This is a genomic window from Mycobacterium bourgelatii (genome assembly GCF_010723575.1).
Lineage (GTDB): Bacteria > Actinomycetota > Actinomycetes > Mycobacteriales > Mycobacteriaceae > Mycobacterium > Mycobacterium bourgelatii.
This window is the reverse complement of sequence record NZ_BLKZ01000001.1, coordinates 3,816,082-3,836,286: the sequence shown is the minus strand read 5'-3', so window position 1 is coordinate 3,836,286 and position 20,205 is coordinate 3,816,082. Positions and strand designations below refer to the sequence as shown.

General features: G+C 65.0%; 18 protein-coding genes and 1 pseudogene. 9 read left to right on the top strand and 10 right to left on the bottom strand.

All coding sequences use genetic code 11. From position 1 onward, the window contains the following. Positions 1-133: 133 nt before the first annotated feature. Positions 134-1,204 (bottom strand): HNH endonuclease, encoded by a 1,071-nt coding sequence (locus tag G6N68_RS16680; protein WP_240355781.1) that lies wholly within the window; start codon positions 1,202-1,204, stop codon positions 134-136. 105 nt (positions 1,205-1,309) lie between these two features. Between G6N68_RS16680 and G6N68_RS16675 the strand changes: the two genes are divergently transcribed. Then, complete coding sequence (locus G6N68_RS16675) at positions 1,310-3,898, top strand: SEC-C domain-containing protein (protein ID WP_163714409.1); 2,589 nt, start codon at positions 1,310-1,312, stop codon at positions 3,896-3,898. Between the two features lie 12 nt (positions 3,899-3,910). Here the strand turns inward: G6N68_RS16675 and G6N68_RS16670 are convergent, their stop codons facing one another. Continuing rightward, positions 3,911-4,648: an ankyrin repeat domain-containing protein gene (locus G6N68_RS16670; protein ID WP_163714406.1), complete on the bottom strand. Its 738-nt coding sequence runs from the start codon at positions 4,646-4,648 to the stop codon at positions 3,911-3,913. 170 nt (positions 4,649-4,818) lie between these two features. On the opposite strand from G6N68_RS16670, the gene G6N68_RS16665 reads away from it, so the two are divergent. Beyond that, positions 4,819-5,085 carry a hypothetical protein gene (locus tag G6N68_RS16665; protein ID WP_163714403.1) on the top strand — a complete coding sequence of 89 codons (267 nt, stop codon included), beginning with the start codon at positions 4,819-4,821 and terminating at the stop codon, positions 5,083-5,085. Positions 5,086-5,123: 38 nt separating this feature from the next. Here the strand turns inward: G6N68_RS16665 and G6N68_RS16660 are convergent. Beyond that, positions 5,124-8,445 (bottom strand): annotated as a pseudogene (locus G6N68_RS16660) (helix-turn-helix transcriptional regulator). Between the two features lie 118 nt (positions 8,446-8,563). On the opposite strand from G6N68_RS16660, the gene G6N68_RS16655 reads away from it, so the two are divergent. Next, entirely contained in the window at positions 8,564-8,752 is a 189-nt protein-coding gene (locus tag G6N68_RS16655) for a hypothetical protein (RefSeq protein WP_163714400.1), read from the top strand. On the opposite strand, the gene G6N68_RS16650 is transcribed toward G6N68_RS16655, so the two are convergent. Both G6N68_RS16650 and G6N68_RS16645 read right to left on the bottom strand, forming a co-directional pair. Further along, complete coding sequence (locus tag G6N68_RS16650; RefSeq protein ID WP_163714397.1) at positions 8,743-9,312, bottom strand: sugar O-acetyltransferase; 570 nt, start codon at positions 9,310-9,312, stop codon at positions 8,743-8,745. The genes G6N68_RS16655 and G6N68_RS16650 overlap by 10 nt on opposite strands. Next, positions 9,312-10,259 (bottom strand): GlxA family transcriptional regulator, encoded by a 948-nt coding sequence (locus G6N68_RS16645; RefSeq protein WP_163714394.1) that lies wholly within the window; start codon positions 10,257-10,259, stop codon positions 9,312-9,314. Before G6N68_RS16645 ends, G6N68_RS16650 begins: the two co-directional genes overlap by 1 nt. Positions 10,260-10,332: 73 nt before the next feature. On the opposite strand from G6N68_RS16645, the gene G6N68_RS16640 reads away from it, so the two are divergent. Together G6N68_RS16640 and G6N68_RS16635 are read left to right on the top strand one after the other, a co-directional pair. Continuing rightward, the gene (locus G6N68_RS16640) at positions 10,333-10,989 is read left to right on the top strand and encodes a DJ-1/PfpI family protein (protein ID WP_163718709.1); all 657 of its coding nucleotides are present in this window, start codon (positions 10,333-10,335) and stop codon (positions 10,987-10,989) included. Then, on the top strand, positions 10,990-11,289 hold the full coding sequence (locus tag G6N68_RS16635; protein ID WP_163714391.1) for a hypothetical protein: 300 nt from the start codon (positions 10,990-10,992) through the stop codon (positions 11,287-11,289). On the opposite strand, the gene G6N68_RS16630 is transcribed toward G6N68_RS16635, so the two are convergent. Together G6N68_RS16630 and G6N68_RS16625 are read right to left on the bottom strand one after the other, a co-directional pair. Continuing rightward, positions 11,286-11,777, bottom strand: coding sequence for a nitroreductase family deazaflavin-dependent oxidoreductase (locus tag G6N68_RS16630; RefSeq protein ID WP_163714389.1), 492 nt, complete (start codon positions 11,775-11,777; stop codon positions 11,286-11,288). The genes G6N68_RS16635 and G6N68_RS16630 overlap by 4 nt on opposite strands. An 89-nt stretch (positions 11,778-11,866) precedes the next feature. Continuing rightward, positions 11,867-13,411: a serine/threonine-protein kinase gene (locus tag G6N68_RS16625; protein WP_163714384.1), complete on the bottom strand. Its 1,545-nt coding sequence runs from the start codon at positions 13,409-13,411 to the stop codon at positions 11,867-11,869. Between the two features lie 236 nt (positions 13,412-13,647). On the opposite strand from G6N68_RS16625, the gene G6N68_RS16620 reads away from it, so the two are divergent. From G6N68_RS16620 to G6N68_RS16605, 4 genes are all read left to right on the top strand, one after another. Further along, on the top strand, positions 13,648-13,947 hold the full coding sequence (locus G6N68_RS16620; protein WP_163706422.1) for a hypothetical protein: 300 nt from the start codon (positions 13,648-13,650) through the stop codon (positions 13,945-13,947). A gap of 37 nt (positions 13,948-13,984) precedes the next feature. Further along, a complete protein-coding gene (locus tag G6N68_RS16615; RefSeq protein ID WP_163714381.1) occupies positions 13,985-14,746 on the top strand; it encodes an Rv3717 family N-acetylmuramoyl-L-alanine amidase in 762 nt (253 codons plus the stop codon). 58 nt (positions 14,747-14,804) lie between these two features. After that, positions 14,805-16,466 (top strand): serine/threonine-protein kinase, encoded by a 1,662-nt coding sequence (locus G6N68_RS16610; RefSeq protein ID WP_275899975.1) that lies wholly within the window; start codon positions 14,805-14,807, stop codon positions 16,464-16,466. 64 nt (positions 16,467-16,530) lie between these two features. Beyond that, positions 16,531-17,103, top strand: a complete 573-nt coding sequence (locus G6N68_RS16605) for a rhodanese-like domain-containing protein (protein WP_163714375.1) — start codon at positions 16,531-16,533, stop codon at positions 17,101-17,103. A gap of 22 nt (positions 17,104-17,125) precedes the next feature. On the opposite strand, the gene G6N68_RS16600 is transcribed toward G6N68_RS16605, so the two are convergent. From G6N68_RS16600 to G6N68_RS16590, 3 genes are all read right to left on the bottom strand, one after another. Beyond that, positions 17,126-18,484, bottom strand: a complete 1,359-nt coding sequence (locus G6N68_RS16600; RefSeq protein ID WP_163714372.1) for an MBL fold metallo-hydrolase — start codon at positions 18,482-18,484, stop codon at positions 17,126-17,128. After that, complete coding sequence (locus tag G6N68_RS16595) at positions 18,475-19,542, bottom strand: sulfite oxidase (RefSeq protein ID WP_163714369.1); 1,068 nt, start codon at positions 19,540-19,542, stop codon at positions 18,475-18,477. Before G6N68_RS16595 ends, G6N68_RS16600 begins: the two co-directional genes overlap by 10 nt. A 62-nt stretch (positions 19,543-19,604) precedes the next feature. Continuing rightward, positions 19,605-20,159 carry an ester cyclase gene (locus tag G6N68_RS16590; RefSeq protein ID WP_163714366.1) on the bottom strand — a complete coding sequence of 185 codons (555 nt, stop codon included), beginning with the start codon at positions 20,157-20,159 and terminating at the stop codon, positions 19,605-19,607. Between the last annotated feature and the right edge of the window lie 46 nt (positions 20,160-20,205).

Genomic DNA, 20,205 nt, shown 5'->3' with positions numbered 1-20,205 from the left:
GGTCATATTCGTGTCCTCCTCGCCGTTGTGTGACCCAGCGGAGTTCTGTGACCTCTAAGTGACCATGGCACATCACCATCGGCGAACACCAGATCCAGGTATCAGCGGCGCCGCCGTCATCGCCGTCAGCGTGTCACGCCCACGATGGAAGAAAGCTGATGTCCAATCGTTCGCTTCGCTTGTACCCCGACCACGTCGGCACCCCCGCGGGCTGCCCACGATAGATGCCCCGGGCCGCGGCGAGGACGCGGTCATGCTGGGTAGGCCACACCAGCTCGGAAGCGATCTGCTCCAGCACGTCACGGTCGCGCTGGAGTACGCGGTCGACGATCGTCACCGCCGGCAGCGCGCCGCTCTTGTCGCCGTTGCAGCGCGCGCAGGCGAGCACCAGGTTCGACAGCCCGTCGATCCCGACGAGCGACCACGGCAGCACATGATCGATCGGGTTGTTCGGTGGCAGGTGCGTTTGGCAGTAGAAGCAGTGCGGACCGAATGCCTCCTTGAATGGCTCGCGTACGGCGGCCAGCGCGGTCCGTTCTCGCCCGAACAGATGCCCCGCAACATCGGGAACCTCGGCGCCGAGGAACTTGTTCATCCGGCGCACGTCGTCGACCCACATGATTTCCAACGCCGGCTTCAGCAGGCCCGCCAGTCGCGCCAGGCCATGTGCAACACCGGGTTTGAGCTCGATGCAGTCGCCGTGCGCGCGCAGCGTCGACCGCGACACGTGGTCGTGCAGGAATGAGTCGTCGTAGAGAAACGGGTCGCTGGTTGATGCGCCCGGCAGCTTCTGCAGGCGGTGCAACGGCTGCTGAGCGAGACACAACACCACGTCGTCGACAGCGCGATCGTATGCGGCGGGCACACGCATCCGTGCCGCATCGACCGAACCGACGCCGTAACCTGCCGCCGCGCGTAACTGGTTAGTCGCTGCCAGTATTCGGGCGCGCGGCTGCGTCGACTGCCGCAGTTCGTGACCGTCGAACGGGCGGACCTGCCGCCAGTAGATCCCCAGCACGCGGTGCGCCAGATCGGGAATGGGGACTTGCAGTGCGTCGTCGGGATTTGGCGGCAGATTCTCGATGCAATGCTCGATGAGCGCCATCAGCGTCGCCAGCTTGTAGGTCGCCGTGCGCAGACCGGTCTCGAGTATCGCGACCACCCGCTGGCCGAGGAGAAGCGGATCCGCCGCGTCACCATCCACCACGGCATCATCATGACGCGAGGCGCACCTCCCGGGCAAAGCGCTCCCGTGATTCGACCGGTGGTGATTCACCGACCCAATGGGCGGCGGCATAGGGTGGTGGGCGTGGCGGAAGCGTTCGATGCGGTGGGGACCCTTGCGGAGATTCTGATCGAGCACGGCCCACTGTCCGAGGACGAGATAACAGAGCGACTGCAGCACAGCGGCGCGGACGATCCAGAAGCCATCATGGACGAGCTTCTGGACGAAATGGCGTGTCCGGCTAGGCAATTGCTGGACGATCGGTGGTTCTGGCTGCCGGCGGTACTACTGGGCAGGGTGTTCACGCACCGGCTCGATGCAACGGAGGTTGCCCACGACATACTCGCCGTGACACCGGACCTGCTCTTGATCGGGGAAGTCTGCGAGTACGAGGACTACGCGCACTACGCCGACGGGTCGCCGGCGGAGGTGGCGCACCCTGGCTTTGACGATGAGCTGCTCGAGCAGCGCGGTATCCCGGCCGAGCTGATCGGCTCGCACGCGTGGCTGCTCCTGCCGTCCGGCATGCTGGCGAACCTGGACGCGGGCGAGGGCGACCTGATCGGGGTGGGGCTGACCGAAAACGGACTGGTGGTCGAGCGGGTCACAGCGGGTGCGCACACCGCGGTAGCTGAGCGTCTGGCGGCCACCTTCGACGACGAGCCGGTGTACCTCGGCGCCGCGGTATGGACAATCTGCGCCGAGGACCCGACGGTGTTCACCGAGCCACTGGCGCCGCTCTACGAGATCATCGACGACAACGGGCTGACCCGTGACGGTGACTGGCTCGGGCCCGAGGGGTTTGACTTCGACACTTGGCGTTTCGAGCGTGGGTGCACAATGCTGGCCGAGCGCCATGACCTCGACCCGGACGACGCGTTCGCGCTGTACACGTTGGTCAAATTGTTCGAAGAGGTGGCGGCGCTGATCGAGGCTGTCGACGTCGACGAGTCGCCGGCGGAGGCGCTGGGCACCGTGTGGAAGGGCGCGACCGGGGCCGGCGAAACCACAGCCGAACTGCACAACCTCCGCGAATTGGTCGACCTCGTCGGTGAGCTCGGAGTGGTGCTAGCCGATCCGACGCTGGCCGAGCTGCTGGTGGGCGAGACGATCGGTACCGGCCGCGAAGGGGCGCCCGCGCTGGCCTTGTTCGCCGAGATAATCGGACCCAAAGTCCCGCGCGCAGCGCTCGTGGGAGTTCGCTGGTTGCGCGCGGTGGCCTTGGAGCGGGTCGGGGCCGTCGACGCTTGCGAACGCGAATTGCTGGCGGCCGAGTCGATGGATCCCAATTGGCCGTTGGCCTTGTTTGATCTGGCCCGCTTTGCTTCCGATCGCGGCGACGCGGAGCGCGGGTTGGCGCTGCTGCGCCGCGCCGGCGCTGGTCCCGATCATCCGCTGATGCGGGTGCTGGAGCGGCATCGCACCGAGCCGCGTCGGGATATCGGTCGAAACGCACTGTGCTGGTGTGGATCTGGCCGCAAGTACAAGAAGTGCCATCTAGGGCGTGAGCAACAGCCGCTAGCTGAGAGGGTCGGCTGGCTGTATGTGAAGGCTGGTGAGCACGCGGTAGCGAGCGGGTGGACCGAGGCGGTTGCCGAGGTGGCCTGCGAACGCTGCCGCTACGCCGACGACTTTTCCGCCGCGTTGGACGCGGCGCTGGAAGATCCGCTGGTGACGGACGCGGTGCTGTTCGAGGGTGGCGCGTTCGAGGAGTTCGTCGAACTACGCGGGCACCTGCTCCCCGACGACGAGCGACAGCTGGCCGAGCAGTGGTTGGCAGTACATCGGTCGGTGTTCGAGGTCGAGGACGTGCACCGCGGCCACGGCATCACCGTGCGCGACGTGCGCACCGGTGACGTCCATGAAGTAAGTGAGCGAACGGCGAGCCGTCAGCTCAAGCCGGGGCAGCTGATCTGTGCGCGCGTGGTGCCGACGGGGGACACTATGCAGATCTTCGGCGGCATAGAACCGGTTGCCCTGCACGAGCGCGATTCGCTGATCGAGTTGCTTGATACCGAACCCGACCCGGTGACCCTGGTGGCGCAGCTGAGTCGCCGGTTCGCGCCGCCAGAGCTGGTGAACACCGAGGGCGACCTGCTCGCGATGTGCGAAGCCACCGTGCAGGTGAGCGACCCGGCCGGTATCGAGGCCGCGCTCGACGACACCTACGACCGGGTTGAAGATTACGAGCCGCCACAGTGGATCGAGCACGTCACCACCCAGGGCATGCCGCGAGTCCGCGCCTCGCTGGTGTTGGACGGCCCGACCCTGCGGGTGCAGACCAACAGCGAAACCCGGATGGACAGAGTGTTGACCACGCTCGCACGCCTAGACCCGACGATGAACCTGGTCGAGGACTCCCGCCGTCCGATACATGACGTGCGCGAGGCGGCCAAGTTGGCCGGACAGTTGCCCACTTCCGATGAGGGGGATGAGGGGGCACTCGACCCCGACGATCCCGAGGTGGCCGCGATGCTCGACGAGTTCATCCGCGACTACGAGACCAAGTGGCTCGATGAACCTATTCCCGCGCTTAACGGCTGTTCGCCGCGGGAAGCGGCCGATGACCCCACCCGGCGCGGCGACCTGATCAAACTGCTGGACAGCTTTCCCACCGAGGCCCGCCGCGGCACCATGGACGTCAGCCGGCTGCGCGCCGCGCTCGGCCTGTAGCCCAGGCGGCGTCTACACGAAACCTTCGTCGACCAGGATGGCGCCCTTCGAGGTGATCACGTGCGCTTGCCCCGAACCACGGACATCCCGGCACCAGCTCTCGACCTCGAGGAAATCCTCCACCAGCCTGACATCGAAGCCCCCGTTCATGCCCGGCACCGGGAACCACAGGTGCTGGTCCGGCAGCTCATGCAGGATCTCGACCGGCGGGTACCGCAGGACGCGTTGCGGGTCGCGCCCGTCATAGAGCACGCCACGGATGCGGCTGTCGATGACGTCGGCCAGGTGCCAGTTGAGCGCGCGAACATCGCGCGGCGCCAGGGGTGAAGGTGGTGGCTTCAGATAGCGCGTGCGCAGCACCAGCGACTTGCGCTGTTGGGCCGCAACGTCTTTGGGGTGGCCAGCATCGAGATCCCGTTCGCAGCGGACATCGTGGGCGGTGCGGCCCCACGCGTCGGGAAGCGACCGCAGGGCGCCGCGCTCGATGAGTTCGGCGGCGACCTCGTTGGGAGCGCCCTGCCAGGCCGCTTGGTGCAAGACGGTGCACCACGCCGTCCCGCCCGGACGCCACCAGTTGATGTCGACGAGTTCGTCGGGATCGTCGAGCAGGTCGAACACAGTGGACCAGTCGCCCACTTTGGCGGCGTCGGCGAGTTCATGGCCCGCCGCGGCGACGTCGTCGAATACCTGGTCGGGGTCGACGATCCCGCACCAGACGAAGGGTTCATCCGTCTCTTGACGGTGACTCATGGCATTCTCTTTCCCGACCGGTCGGGCCCTGCGCTAGGGATTCTGTCAGCCCCGAGCGGCCAGACACGTCAGTTAAGCGCCGACGCGCCGAGATATCGGCTTGGTCAATTTGGCGAGTCGCAAGCGCGCCTCCCACAAAAGTCTCAACCACAGCTTTAACCTTTCAGGTCATGACGACCCGGGGGTCCTTGCTACTGCCAGAGTCCGAGATTTTGTCGGCGCTGGATTTCGACACCGAGATACCGTGCATCTGCCGGAAGTTCTGCGATGAAGCAGATCACGCGGCGGACTGGTGGATCACCCTGTCGTGCGGCTGCCGGTACCCGTTCTGCCACAAGGCGTTACGGATCTCGCGGATTCGCCTGAAGATTCGCCCACTGACCTGTCACTTGTGCTCCACGCACAATATCGCCATCAGCCGAGTGGTGCGTACGTAACTTGTGCGTTCCTGCGCGAGCAGACGCAAAGTCGTACGCTACGCGCCGTGAAAGTACAAGTTTGCGTCTGCTCGCGGGGATAGCGCTTCCTGCACGAGCTGGACGCGGGACGTGATGCCCAACTTGGCGTACACATGCGTCAGATGCGTCTGCACTGTTCGCGGCGAGATGAACAGCCGCGCCCCAATGTCCTTGTTGCCTAGCCCTTCAGTGGCCAGGCGTGCTACATCGAGTTCCGTCGGCGTCAGCGATCCCCAACCAGTGGTGGGCCGCCGGCGTTCACCGCGGCCCCGTTGCGCGTAGGCGATCGCCTCTTCGGCCGAAAGAGCGAATCCCTCGGCCCATAACGCATCAAAGTCATCCTGCCCCAGGGCTTCCCGCGCCAAACTCGTTACGGCGTCGAAACCGGCTTGATACATCGGAAACCGGATGTGTCCAATCCGCTCCCGAATCCCTTCCGCCGCACCCAGCAGGCGCGCGGCAAATGAAAGGTTCCCCTCATCGGCGGACAGCCGAGCGAGGCATTCCAATGCGTCGTCCACTCGCATATATCCCTGCGTGCGCACGGCAAGCGCAAGGGCGTCATGAACGTCACGCTCGGCCTGCTCCGATTCCCCTTGCCAGAGCGATATACGCTCGTACGGTCAGCGCCATCACTCCGAACCATCCCGGTACTGTCGCAACCGCTTGGTCGGCGTAGCGGCGAGCGGCGTCCAGATCACCACATGCCAATGCGGCCTCGGCGATCGGGCTGACGCTTCGGACGAATATCTCGCGTAGCTGATTAGTGCGCGCAATCGCCGCCTGAGACAACCGCCAGGACTCTTCGGCATCGCCGCCTACGAGCGCTGCCCTGGCGTAGACCCCCAACACCGTGTCCGCGAAGTATCCCCCCATTGCCTCCCCGGCGCTCAGGGCGGATTGCGCTGCCGTTCTAGCGGCTTCCTCCCTGCCTTGGAAGGCACGTATTTCGCAGACGCCGATGTTAGTGAAAACGGACATAGTGGGGTCCGACGCGGCGTCGGCCTCCTCGGCCGCCGAGCAGAGGTTATCGGCGGCGGCGGCAAGATCGCCCTGCATCATCAATGCCATCGCCAACCACGTGCGGCAGTTGCGTGAGAAGAATTTGTCGCCGATTGCGTCGGCGAGTTCGAGGCCCTTCTCTGCGGCCACCCGTCCCCTGGCCGGATCACCGGCCATCGCTGCCGAGGTCGCTTGGTAGGCAAAGATCTGACACAGGCTCCAGCGGTCTCCCGCCGCGCTGGCGAGATCGATCGCCTCGGTGAAGTACGGTTCGGCCACGTCAGGGCTGTAGATCGATACCATCCCGCACGCCATGAGGACCTGGGTAATCAATGCCGGGTCGGCGAGCTTACGCGCGATGCCCAGTGCCTCCTGAGCTTGACCAAGCTCCATGGGATTACCCACCCACGAGGTGAGAATGCATTGCTGGGCCACCGCCCCGACCCACACGGCTGGCGCGATTCCTGAGTGATCCTCGGCTAGTATGGCGGCGAGCCCAGCAAGCGCTTCGTGAGCTCGACCGCCTCGTAACCACAAGGGCCGCAACGACAAGATGAGCCGCAAGGCCATCTCCAGCTCGGCATTCTCCCTGCTCCACGCGAACGCGGCCCGCAAGTTGTCGATCTCGGATTCGGCCCAGCGCAAGAGATCTTCATCGACGGTGTGCCCACGCGATTCCCACTCGGCGGCGACGCCGGTGTAGTGGTCCCGGTGGCGGGTGCGCACCTGGTTGGCCTCGCCGGATTCGCCAAGCTTTTCTTGTGCATACTGGCGCACCGTCTCCAACAGGCGGTAGCGCATACCGGTGGAAGTGTCTGAAGCGACGACGAGTGACTTGTCGACGAGCAGGCTGAGTTGGTCCAGCAGTTGGTAGGTTTCGACGTCAGTGCTGGCGCCGACGGCCTGAGCGGCGTTCAGGTCAAACCCGCCCGGAAAGACCGCCAACCTGCGGAACAACACCTTTTCGGGTTCGGTGAGCAACGCGTGCGACCAATCAACCGAGGCGCGCAACGTCTGCTGCCGCCGCACCGCGGTGCGCGCACCGCCGGTCAACAGTCGGAATCGGTCATGCAGGCTGTCCACGATCTGGCGCGCCGAAAGCGCCCGAACCCGAGCTGCGGCAAGCTCAATCGCCAACGGCATGCCGTCCAGGCGTCGGCAGATCTCTTCTACCAGTGCCGTATTGCCTTGGTCGACAGCAAAATCCGGACGGGACCGCCGAGCGCGATCGGTGAAGAGTTCGACCGCCTCGTCGACAATTGAGAGCGACGGCACGCGCCAGCTCAGTTCTCCGGGCACGCCTAGCGTTTCACGGCTGGTGGTCAAGATGGTCAACTGTGGGCAGGCGGCAAGTAATTCGACCACCATGGTTCCGCAGACATCGAGCAGGTGCTCACAATTGTCGAGGACCAGCAGCATGGTCTTTTCGCCGAAGAACCCCGTCAGCAATTCCATGGTTGAGCGGCCCGGTTGATCGTGCAGCCCCAGCGTGCGCGCGACGGTCACGGGGGCAACAGCGGGATTGGTGATCGGCGCCAAGTCGACATACCAAATCCCATCGCCGAACTGGGTGACGAGCCGCGAGGTGACTTCCACCGCAAGTCGCGTCTTGCCGGCACCGCCGGCGCCGGTCAGGGTGACCAGCCGATTGCCGACAACCAGTTGACCCACCTCAGCCAGTTCGGCTTGGCGCCCAACGAAACTCGTCAACTGTGCAGGAAGGTTGTGCGCCGCCGTCGTTTGTCGCACCCGCAGCGGCGGAAACTCGTTGCGTAGCTCGGGGTGGCACAGCTGCACCACGCGTTCGAGGCGTGGCACACCGCGCAACGGGTAACTGCCCAGTTCGATCAGCCAGACGCCGTCGGGAAGTCGGTCGACGACTATCGCTTCGGTCGTACCCGACAAGACCGTCTGGCCACCGTGGGCCAGGTCGCGGATCCGCGCGGTGCGGTTGATGGTCGGACCGGCGTAGTTGGATTCGTCCCGCAGTTGGATCTCGCCGGTGTGGATGCCGATGCGTAACCGGATGGGACCCAAGTCAGCGCGCTGCAACTCAAGCGCACACGCGGTCGCGTCGGAGGCACGGGTGAAGCCGGCCACGAAGCTATCGCCCTCGCCCTGTTCGAGGGGACGTACTCCGTCGTGCGCCGCGATGGACCGGTTCACGGTCTGGTTGAGCTGGGCCAGCGCGGCGGTCATCCGTTCGGGTTGGGTTTCCCAGAGCCGCGTCGAACCTTCGACGTCAGCCAGAAGCAGCGTCACGGTTCCGGTCGGCAGCAACTCAGTCAAGCCCAATTCGCTCCAGTTCAGCGGTGAAATTTCCGCGTGTTGGCTCATGGTAGCCAGCTTTGCGGCCCGCACCGCATAAAACATCCGCGCAACCGCGCAGATCTGTCGACCGCTTAGCGCGTAGATCTTGGGATCGGTAGCCGCACGCGCGGCCTTGACTGGGTGCGTGAAGAGAGTCGAGACGGTGGCGCTGGTCGCGGTGACGTTGGAAGGCGCAGGTTTCGTGCTGCCGGAGAAGAAGCCCGTCGGGCCGGATGTGCCGTCGGCGCACTGTCAGATCACAGATCACACCTGGGTTGTGGGAAGAGGCGACAACGGCAGTCTGACGAGTTCGGTGACGACCGACTACAGCTGATACTCGGTTCGGTGGATCACCCGACACGGATTTCCGACGGCCACCACGTTCGCCGGAATGTCCCGGGTCACCACGCTGCCCGCGCCGATGACGGAGTTGGCTCCGACCGTCACCCCGGGACACACAATGGCGCCGGCTCCGATCCAGACATTGTCGCCAATCGTGATGGGGGAGGCCGACTCCCACTTCGCCCGTCGGGCTTCGTGGTCGTCGACGGGATGCGCCGCCGTTAGCAGTTGCACTCGGGGCGCGATTTGCACGTCGTCGCCGATGGTGATCGGTGCGCAATCCAGCAGGATGGCGTCGTAGTTGATGAAGCTGTTCGCGCCGATGGTGATGTAGGTGCCGTAGTCACACAGAAAACGGGGGAGAATCTCCGAACCCTCGCCGAGTGAACCGAGCAACTCGTGTAGCACGCGTTGTCTGGTTTCGTCCTCGTCGGCGCGCGTTGCGTTGAAGACTTCGAGGAGTCGCTGGCATTTTCGGCGACTTGCCACGAGATCGGGATCGTTGGCTTGATACAGCGCACCGCTGAGCATTCGGTCGCGTTGACTCGGCATCAGGCTTCGGCTTTCGCGCGGAACGTATCGCGGTAAGCCTGGGGTGCCACACCGGCGACGCGGCGGAACTGCTCCCGGAAGTTGGCGGCAGAGGTGAAACCGACTTGGCGGCCTATGGATTCGACGCTGTCGAAGCCTGACTCTAACAACTCCTGGGCACGGCGGATGCGCACGCCGTTGAGCCACTGCATGGGTGTTTGCCCTGTCTCGCTGTGGAATTGGCGATTGAGCGTCCGCACGCTGGTGGCCGCCTGTCGGGCGATGTCGGCGAGAGTCAATTGGCGGTGTGCGTTGTCGTCGATCCAGGCGAGTAGGCCGTCGAGTCCGGTGTTGGTCCGGCGGCGGTGTCTGACGATGAACTGCGCCTGGCCGCCGGTGCGGTGCAGGGGTGCGACCGCCAGCCTCGCGGCATCGGCGGCGACTGCCGCGCCGTAGTCGTTGGCCACCATGTGCAGACATAGGTCCAGGCCCGCCGAGGCTCCGGCCGAGGTGAGGATCTGGCCTTCGTCGACGTAGAGAACGCCGGGGTCGAGGTTGACGGCGGGGAAGCAGGCGGCGAAATAGTCGGCCGCCATCCAGTGGGTCGTCGCGCGTTTGCCATCCAACACCCCGGTGGCGGCCAGTGTGAAGGCGCCGCTACAGATGGAGGCGATACGGATTCCCTTGTCGTAGGCGGCTTTCAGCGCGACAACAACGTCGTCGCGGACCGGTGTCGTGACGTCATTCCGACCGGGAACGATGATGGTGTCGGCGTTGGGCAGTTCGTCTAGGTCGAAGTCGGTGGCGATCCGGATCGGTCCCGCCGCGACGCTGGGCTCGGCGCCGCACACCCGCACCCGGTAGCCGGGTTCACCGTTGGCCAGCCGGGTGCGGCCGAACGTCTCGATCGCGATGGTCAGGTCGAAGGCGATAACGTCCGGCTCCGCCAGCACGCTCACTCGGTGCACAGTGGCAATATACCGGCGCAACATGGCTATCTGGCCACTGGCCCCGTGGAGTGCTGGCCGACACGATGGTGGCGTGCATGCGCAGATCGTTTTGTATGACGGGTTCGACCCGTTCGATGTCATCGCTCCTTTCGAAGTTCTGGCCGCGGGCAGCGACTGCGTCGGCGACGAACTCGAGGTGACGATGGTGTCGGCGGAAGGCGCGCGGGCCGTGGTCAGCGGCACCCGCGGGCTGACTTTGGCGGCGACGGATCAGCTGGATCCGAGTAAGCCCGGCGCCATCATCGTGCCGGGGGCGAGCGGGCCCACGGTCGGCGATCCCGACGAGGGTGTCGAAACGATCCCCGTGCTGTTGGCCAGGGCCGCACAGACGGAGTTGGCGGCGTTGCTTGCCAAGGGTTTTGACAATCCCGAGTTGATCATGGCCGGGGTTTGCGGTGGTTCGCTGGTGATGGCGATGGCCGGACTGATCGAGGGACGCCACGCGGTCACCCATCACCTCGGCCTCGACGTCCTCGACGCCACCGGGGTGCAGGCCGTCGCGGCACGGGTGGTCGACGACGGCAACCTCGTCACCGCCGGCGGGGTGACATCGGGCCTCGACTTGGCGCTGCATCTGTTGGACCGCTGGTACGGGCCGCGTGTCGCCCACGCCGTCGAGGTGCTGTTCGAATACGAGCGCCGTGGAATCGTCTGGCGCGCAACAGGTCGAGAACCACTGGAGGTATAGATGGCCATCGATGGAAAGTGGGACGTCAAGATCAAGACGCCGATCGGCTCGCTGGCAACGCAATACGCATTCACCGCCGGGCCCGGCGGCCTCGCCGGCACCGCGACCTACAAGGACGAAACGGTTGCGCTGCAGGACCTTACGGCCGACGGGGAGCGGGTGACGTGGCGGCAGTCGGTGAGCAAGCCGATGCGGCTGAACCTGAAGTTCGATGTGGTGGTGGACGGCGACACCATGACCGGGCACTCACGCGCCGGCCGACTGCCTCGATCCGAGGTGACGGGCCGCCGTCGGTCCTAGGGAGCGTGACTTTCGTGCAGCCACATGAAGTCTTCAATTCCGGCAAGCTGCAATATGATTCGCTCTCTTAGCGGCCAGGCCCCTAGCGGCTCTTTCCCAGAGATGATCTCGGGTCGCTCCACGTGGTAGGTGCGCCCCTTCCAGTCGAAGGTGCCTCCACCGGCCGCCGCCAGGTTGCGATACCAGTCGGCCCGGGTGCCATAGGTCAGCGGCACCAGGAACCCGTCGCCGTGGCGGACGGTGCCCAGCGGCGTTTGGTAGACCCGTCCGCTACGACGACCCGTATGGGTAAGCAGGCCGTGCGGCGACAGCGGAGTTCCTGCGACCTTGCTCGTGGTGGAGTTGAACCGCTTGATGAACGTCCGGAATTGGCCCGATCCGATCAGGCGATACCGGTTGGCGCTGAAGAGCCTCAACAGCAGCGCCAGCGACAGGGAGGTCAGCGCAACGGCGAGTCCGAACAGGAGGATCGACCGCTTCAGTGCCATACGCAGAGCGTAGACCGTGGTGAGCAGACGCTAACTTGTACGATTCCGGCCGGAAACGTACAAGTTAGCGTCTGCTCGCGAGGGGACAGCTAGTTGTTGTAGGCGGTGCTGCCGTCGACGGGGTGTGTGGTGCTGATGATCTTGGCGATGCAGTGGTCGCGGTCGTATCCTTGGCTTCGGCACCACGCCAGCGCACCGGCGGGATCTCTGTAGGTGATCGGCACGACGGTAACCCAGAAGTTCGGCGCGGAGAAGGTCGACCAGTCACCCGACCACAGGAGTTTGGCCCCGTATCGCTGTTTGAACGCAAGGAATTCGTCGAGCGCCATCTGGTTGTCCCAGACGACGCCGTTGTCGACGACGCCGGGGCGCTTTGAGCTCAGTTGGGGAACCCAGCGGTCGGCAAGCTGGCTGGCGACGAAAGCGCGGTCGCCGCTTGCCAATTGGCGCAGCTGTTGTTCGGGATCCTGGCTCGCGGTCGTGGTGGGAGTCGACGCGTAGGACGAGCGCGTCGTCGTGGTCCCCGCGGTCGGATATGTCGTGTATTGCGGAGTGGTGTAAGCGACCGTCGGCGACGGCGGGCGCGAGTCGTTGTTGCCGACAAGCACAACGACCACAACGACAATGGCGATCACGAGCGCGGCTGCCAGTCCAATAACAGTGGCTAGCAACGCCGTTCCGGGACGCCCGTCGTCCGCCTGGGGAACGCGAGGGGGAACGGTAGGCGGAACGGGCGCCACGTGGTAGGGCGGATAGCTGGGTGGTGGCATCGTTGGGCGCGGTGCCGATATGGGGCCTGACGGGTAACCGGTCGGCCCCGCGAGCGCGCGCTTTGCGGCGCGCGCCAGACCCCCGGCAGTTGTGTAGCGGTCTTCGGGGTGTTTGGCCATACCGCAGGCGATGACGTCGTCGAGCGCGCGTGGAAGGTAGCCGATGAGGGCGCTGGGCCGTGGCGGTGCGGCCGACATGTGAGCGCCGATGACAAGTTCGAGGCGATCGCTGGGGAAGGGCAGGGAGCCGGTCAACGCCTCGAAGAGAACGCAGGCAAGACCGTAGATGTCGACCGCTGGCGTCGTTGCTTCGTCGCGGAATCGTTCCGGTGCCATGTAGGCCCAGCTGCCCACCGTTTGCCCGGCTTGGGTCAGGTGCGTGTCACCCTTGGCTTCGGCGATACCGAAGTCCACCAGGTACGCAAAATCATCCGCGGTGACGATGATGTTCTGCGGTTTGACGTCACGATGGATCAGCCCTTGCGCGTGGGCGGCGTCCAAGGCGGCAGCGACCTGTCTGATGATGTCGATCGCTCGCTCCGGCTCGAGGGGACCCGCGGCGAGGATGTCGTGCAATGTTTGTCCGCGGACTAAACGCATGTCGATGTAGAGGATGCCGTCGATCTCGCCCCAGTCGTGGATGGGAATGACATGCGGCTCTTGCAGAATTGCCGCCGCGCGGGACTCGCGTAGGAACCGGGTACGAAACTGTTGGTCCTGGGCGTATCGGTCGGCGAGCAGTTTCAGCGCGACAGTTCGGCCTTTGTCGGTGTCATAGGCCTCGTAAACCTCACCCATCCCGCCGCTGCCCAGCAGGCGGCGGATTTGGTATTTACCAAAGCTGCCCCCGACTCGCGAAGCCACGGCACCTCCTGTGCGTTCGCCGGCTCGGCGGAGTCGAACGGGCGACGCGGGCCAAATATACCCATTGTTTGCTATTGAAATACAAGAGTCGGTGGCAACTGACGCTCCGGGCTTGTCCGCTGTTTGCTATGGCTTTGCCGGGTTGGAGGCACAATGCCCGTTCGAATTCGCTAGCGCCGGCGCCATCACCTTTCGCCGCCCGAAACTTGTCAGTGTTGCTGAGTAGGTTGCGGTGCATGTGGGGTGCACTATTCGCGGTATTGCTGATCGCTGCGATCGTCATCAAGTTCTTCTGGTGGATCGTCGGCGCCGCGGCGGTCGTCGGCCTCTTTCACATCGGCCGGTTGATCGCGCTCTGGTACAGCGAACGGTCGGCCGCCTACGCCCGCTATTGGGCCGGCCTGTCCGCCCGCGCCGACCAGCAGCACAAGTGGGTGTTGCGTGGCGACGACCGCGGCATCTACGGATCCGAGGGCGCCGAACTCATGCATCGCCTCTTCCCCGCGCAGAACCAGATCAGACGCCGAACAGGGTGAAGGGCGCGCCGACGCGCTGACTGGTTACGATCGCGCGATGAGCGATCCGATCGGTGGCTGGCGTTTCCGACGGCGCGACATCTTGAAATTCGCCGGCCTGACCCCGGCGGTGATCGCGGCTGGCGCCTTGGTCGACGTGCCCCGCGCGACGGCCAACATCGCGGGAAAGTCCGTCTTCCTCGATGCGGGCCACAGCGGAGTCTTCGACTCGTCACTCAACCGACCGGTCCCCAACGGTCGTGGCGGCGAGAAGCCGTGCAACACCTCGGGCACCGCCACCAACGACGGCTATCCGGAGCACGCGTTCACCTTGGCCGTCGTCCAGTTGGTCGCTGGTGCCCTGCAACAGGCGGGTGTTCAGGTTCAGCAGTCTCGCTATGACGACGGCTCGGTGGGTCCGTGCATCGACGAGCGGGCAGCGGTCGCCAACGCGATGCACCCCGACGCGATCGTCAGCATCCACGCCGACGGTGGCCCGCCCAGCGGTCGCGGATTCCACGTGAACTACTCGAGCCCGCCCATCAATGAAGTTCAGGCGGGCCCTGCGATCCGACTGGCGCACACGATGCGCGATGCTCTGGCCGCGGCTGGTCTGCAACCCGCGAACTACATCGGGTCGAATGGGCTCTATGGCCGCGCCGACCTGGCCGGGTTGAACCTGGCTCAATTTCCCGCGGTTCTCGTCGAACTCGGCAATATGCGAAACGCCGAAGATGCTGCTCTGATCGCCAGCCCCGAGGGCCGGGCACGCTATGCCGATGCGGTCGTTGCGGGCATCACGAACTATCTGAGCCAATAAGGAGTCCACACACCCTCGCGGGCTGACGCATACTGTCGGTTACCGGGAGGAGATGACGGTGTCTTTCGATGACTCGCGCGTGGGCACGACATTCGGCAAGTACAAGATCACCGGCGTCCTCGGAAAAGGGGGAATGGGCGAGGTCTACGAGGCCTACGACAATCAGATCGGCCGAACCGTCGCGCTGAAAATAATCCAGAGTCAGTATGCGAACGACCGCAAATTCCGGACGCGGTTCGAGCGAGAATCGCACGCCGCCGCGACATTGCAGGAACCGCACGTCATACCCATTCACGGATTCGGCGAAATCGACGGCTTCCTGTTTATCGATATGCGACTGGTCCGCGGGCAGGACTTGGAAAGTTTGATCAAGAAGCGGCCGCTCGATCCCGAGCGCGCCGTCGACATCATCGGCCAGATCGCGGCCGCGCTGGACGCCGCGCACGCCGACGGGCTGATTCATCGGGACGTCAAACCGCAAAACATCCTTGTCACACCAGCCGATTTTGCGTATCTGGTCGACTTCGGCCTGGCCGAAACACTGGGCGAAAGCACCCGGCTGACGGCGACGGGTACGCGGATCGGTTCCTGGGCGTACATGGCACCCGAACGGTTCGCCGACAACCGGATTACGCCGTCCGTGGACGTCTACGCGCTGGCCTGTGTGCTGTACGAATCGCTCACCGGACGCCTCCCGTTCCCCAACGAAAGCCAAGAGGCGCTCATCAGGGCCCACCTGCAGTTGCCACCGCCGCGGCCCAGCCTGGTCGATCCGAGGATTCCGCCGGCCTTCAATGACGTGATCGCCCGCGGAATGGCCAAAGAACCCGACGACCGGTACGGAAGCGCGGGCGCACTCGCGCGGGCGGCCGGTCGGGCACTGCGCGGCACGGGACGTGCGACAACCGACCCGCAGGCATACAACGCTCCGCAGGGGTACATAGCGACGGAACACCAGTCTTGGTCCCCGGCAACGTCGTCGCCCCCCGCGCCACCGACGCGCCCGGCGCCCGCACCGCCGACGCGCCCGGCACCTCCGCGGCGTACGCCCATGCCCGCCGCGCCCATGCCGTCCATGAGCCCACCGCCAACGCCCCAGCCGCCAGTGAATTCGAACGAACGGTCCGACGGCCGCGGATCGCGTGGGATGGTTTACGCCGCGATCGCGTTCGCCGCGGCGCTCGTCCTCGGGGCTATCGGCGTGGTCATTGGGCTGCTGATCAACCAGAACTCGACACCGGGTCCGACGGCTGCGCCGTTGAGCCCCACGGGAATTCCGTCACCGTCATGGCCCGAAGAAACCTCGACGCCCAACCTGCCGTCGCCGACTCCGGTGCCGCCGCCACCATCCCGCCCCTCCGCCGCTGCGCAACCGCCGCTCGTCACCGGTCCGGACCAGAGCGCGGGCCACGAAACTTGCGACAACGGCTTTCAACTCAACAGCGCCACCGGGTTTGGGACACGCGGTGGTCGAGGATCACCGCAAACCTCATGCGCCTTCGCGAACAACGTGCTGCTTTCTTACTGGAACACCTACCACAACGCCAGCAACACACCGCGCATGGTTTCAGCGCCGGGCGCAGTCGGTTGTTCCACCGTCCCCGGTGCGATTTGCGATCCAAACAACAGGTCGCAGTTCCTGGTGCAGTGCGTCGGAAGCGACTCGAATCCCTGGATCACCTGCACCGGAGGCAAGGACGCCGTCGTCTACCTGTGGTGACCGCAGTTAAAGTTCGTGCGATTTAAACGAAGCCTCGCACCACCGCACGGGGTACTAGAGCACGATGAACGCTCCGACGAAAACTGCCATCGCCGCAGCAGAACTCGACGAACTACTCAACGGGGACAACCCTCCGCGCGTCGTCGACGTACGAACCCCGGCCGAGTTCGAGACCGCGCACATCCCTGGCTCCCACAACGTGCCGCTCGATGTGCTGCGCAAGCATCGATCCGAAATCTCCGAGCACTTGACCGATGAGGTTGTGCTGCTGTGCAAGTCAGGGCAGCGCTCGTCGCAGGCCGAGGAGTTGCTTCGCGGTGTGGGAATCACCGGAACGCGTGTGCTCGAAAAGGGTTTCAGCGACTGGGAGAACAAGGGGCTGGCGGTCGAACGCGGAAGGCAGCGTTGGGATCTGGAGCGCCAAGTACGAATGGTCGCCGGCTCCATCGTGCTTTCCGCAGTACTGGGCAGCGTTGCGGCGCCGAAGCTCAAGTGGCTTGCCGGCGCGATCGGCGCAGGGCTGACCTTCGCCGCGGTGTCCGACACCTGTGCCATGGGCACGGCATTGTCCAAGCTGCCGTACAACCGTGGGGCCGAGGCCCCGGACGTCCGGACGATCGTCGCGCAGCTGCGCTGACGACGCGACGACGCCGACGACGCTAGCGGCCCGCGTCCGTCAAACCGAGTTGCTCGGCGGCGTCGTACTTGTCGTCGATCAACACAACATTGCGGCCGTGCTTGTCCAGGATCGACGTCGCGACCGACGCTCGGTAGCCGCTGGCGCAATGCACCCAGATCTCCGCGTCGTCGGGTAGCTCATCCCAGCGGCGCGTCAGTTCGTGAATCGGGATGTTGATCGCCTTCAGCACGTGCCCGTCCTGAAATTCGTCGTCGCGACGCACGTCGAGCACGGCTACGTCGTCGCGGCGGATCTCCTCGACGAGCGCGGCGAAATCGGCGACCCGGTAGGAACGCAACGGCGCGTCACCCGCGAGTTGCGCAATGTCACCGGTAGCGGCACCGCGTATCTCGTCGACGCCGATCCGCACGAGTTCCCGTCGAGCGGAATCGATTTGCTCGCCATCATCGCCGATCAGCGTCAACGGCTCGCCCCACGCGTACAACCAGCCGAGATACGTCACGAAGGAGTCGGACAGCTCGAAACCATAGGACCCGCCCAGATGCGCAGCGGCAAAGGCGGTCCGGGAGCGAAGGTCGACCACCCATTCTCCCGCTTCGATACGCCGTCGCAGCTCGGACGGGTCGACCGGCGTCGGCGCCGACAGGTCGACAGGGGCAGGTCCTTCGCGGTTGATCACGCCCATGTGCTCGTAATAGGCCGGGTACTCAGACAGGTTCGCCAACAAGTCTTCGACAAAGGTCTGAATGTCCTGCGTCAGGGCGGGATTGGATTCGCGTTGCTCACCGATGGTCGAGGCCTCTTTGCCGGCCGCAGAGGCGGAGCAGAAGCTACCGAAGCCGTGGGTGGGATACACCTCGGCGTGCGGTGGCAGTTCCTGCGCCAGCCGCCGCACCGAGCGGTATTGCTCGACGGAGAGATCGTGAGCGTGTTCGTCCCCGAGCAGGTCGGTACGTCCCGTCGTGTCGTAAAGCATTGAACCGCCGGTGAACACGCCCACCGCCTGGCCAGAGGCGTCGTTGAGCACGTAGCTGACGTGTTCGCGGGTGTGGCCAGGTGTATGGACGACACGCAGACTGAAACCGCCGGCGTTGATGACGTCGCCGTCGGTGACGCGGCGGGCGGGGTAGCCGACGTCATCGCCTTGCGGGATGACGTATTCCGCGCCGGTGAGCCGGGACAGCTCGAGCCCACCCGTCACATAGTCGTTGTGCAGATGGGTTTCGAGCACGTGGGTGATGCGTTCGGTGCGGTCACCGAGCAGTCCGGTGACGCGGTCGATGTCGCGCTGCGGGTCGATGACGACGACGGCGTCGTTGTCGGCCACCAAGTAGCTGCGGTCGCCAAGGCTGGACGTTTCGATGATTTCTACTCGCACACCGTCACCCGCGCTCTCGGCCAGGCATTGTTGGCGTACCCCTTCGGATTCCACAGTTTCGCAGCCGATTCGGGCTGCATCGTGCCGCTGCTGTCCCAGGCGCGTGCGACGATCTCCACCTCACCGGGCGCCAAATCGGCCACGCAGGACCACATTCGCCACGACCACGGGCTGCGCTGTGGCTGCAGTTCCGCCTGTCGCCAGCTCCGGCCGGCGTCGAGCGAGACGTCGACACGCTCGATGAAACGGCCATCACCGGCAAATGCATAGCCGCGCACCGTCTGACGTCCCGCGGAAACGGAAGTACCGTCTTCGGGCACCAGAATCTCGGAGTTCAGCGCGATCGACGACAACGAGATACCGGCCGACGGGTCGGTGGTCTCCGGATCGGCGTCAGCGGGCAGCACGTGATACGCGTGGGCCTGAAAGTAGTTGTCCGACGGCTTGTCCTGCACGGTGATGCCCGTGACCCATTTGACGCTGCGGGCACCGATGTAGCCGGGGACGACAACCCGCACCGGCCCGCCGTGGACCTCGGGCAGCGGTTCGCCGTTCATCTCCCACGCCAACAGCACCTCGGGCGACAGCGCCTTCGACAACGGGATCGAACTGCCGTACTCCTGCGGCGGCGACGCGAGCTCCGAGACGTCGGGGGCCGTGAACGCGACGTGCCGGCCGTCGGGGTCGGTAACGCCCGCAGCGGCCAACACGTCCGCCAGCCGCGCCCCGCGCCACTTCGCTGTCGAGGTGGCTCCGCCACGCCACGGATCCTCACCCTCGATCTCCTCGATCTCGTTGAACCCTGCTCGTCGGTTGCCCGCGCACTGCAACGTGGCGATCAACGTGTGCGGCCTAAACCGTGAGGTCAACTCGTCATAGGTGAGGGCGAGTTCACGCTCCACCAGCCCGTTGACCGACAATTGCCAGTCCGTGGGCTGGATCTTGGGCACCGGACCGTGGTTGCGGCTGTAGAAGTCGCCGACGGGTGTGATCTCGGCGCGCGCGAGCACGGCCAGCGGCGGTTCCGCGTTGAAGGGTGTCGTTTCGTGGACAACCATGCGGTGTCTGATACCCGCGAGAGGGATTAGCTACGCACTTAGGCTCCGGTTGAGCCGAAAGGTTAGGCGAAGGTGGGCGGCACGGTGTTGGTCAGGGCGGGGTCGGGATCCGTCGACATCGCCAACAAACCCCGCACACACCGCGCGGCCAGCACCCAGTTCGTCGGCTTCTTCATGTCCAGGCCGCCGATCAGTTGCTTGACCATGGTCAGCGTGTCGAAGTAAATCCGTTCGCACACCAGGGTTTCCGCGTCGTCGAAGATGAAGTAGGCGGTCATCCGGACCCGGAATCGACTGCCGGTGGGGGGAATCTTGCCGAGATAGCCGCGGTGGGTTCCCATCAGCCAGAACTCCACGATCACCGCATCGGCGCTGTGCCGCAACGCGATGATCTCGTGGTCCTGATCGGGAAACGCGGTGCGCGTGTAGTTGTAGTAGCCGCGCACCGCCTCATCCCCGTCGTGCACGGTCATCTGCGGGATCAGCTCGTAGTGGGGGTGCGGGAAGGTCGACAGGACGTCATCCCAGTCCTGGCGGACCTCGTCGTGGAAGTGGTCGAGGACGAGCCTCTGCCGGGCGGCCAACACGTCGGCACGCGGAAACGCGGGAATGGTCATGATGAGTCCTAAAGTTGGGGCGGCAGTCTCGACAATAAACCGCGGG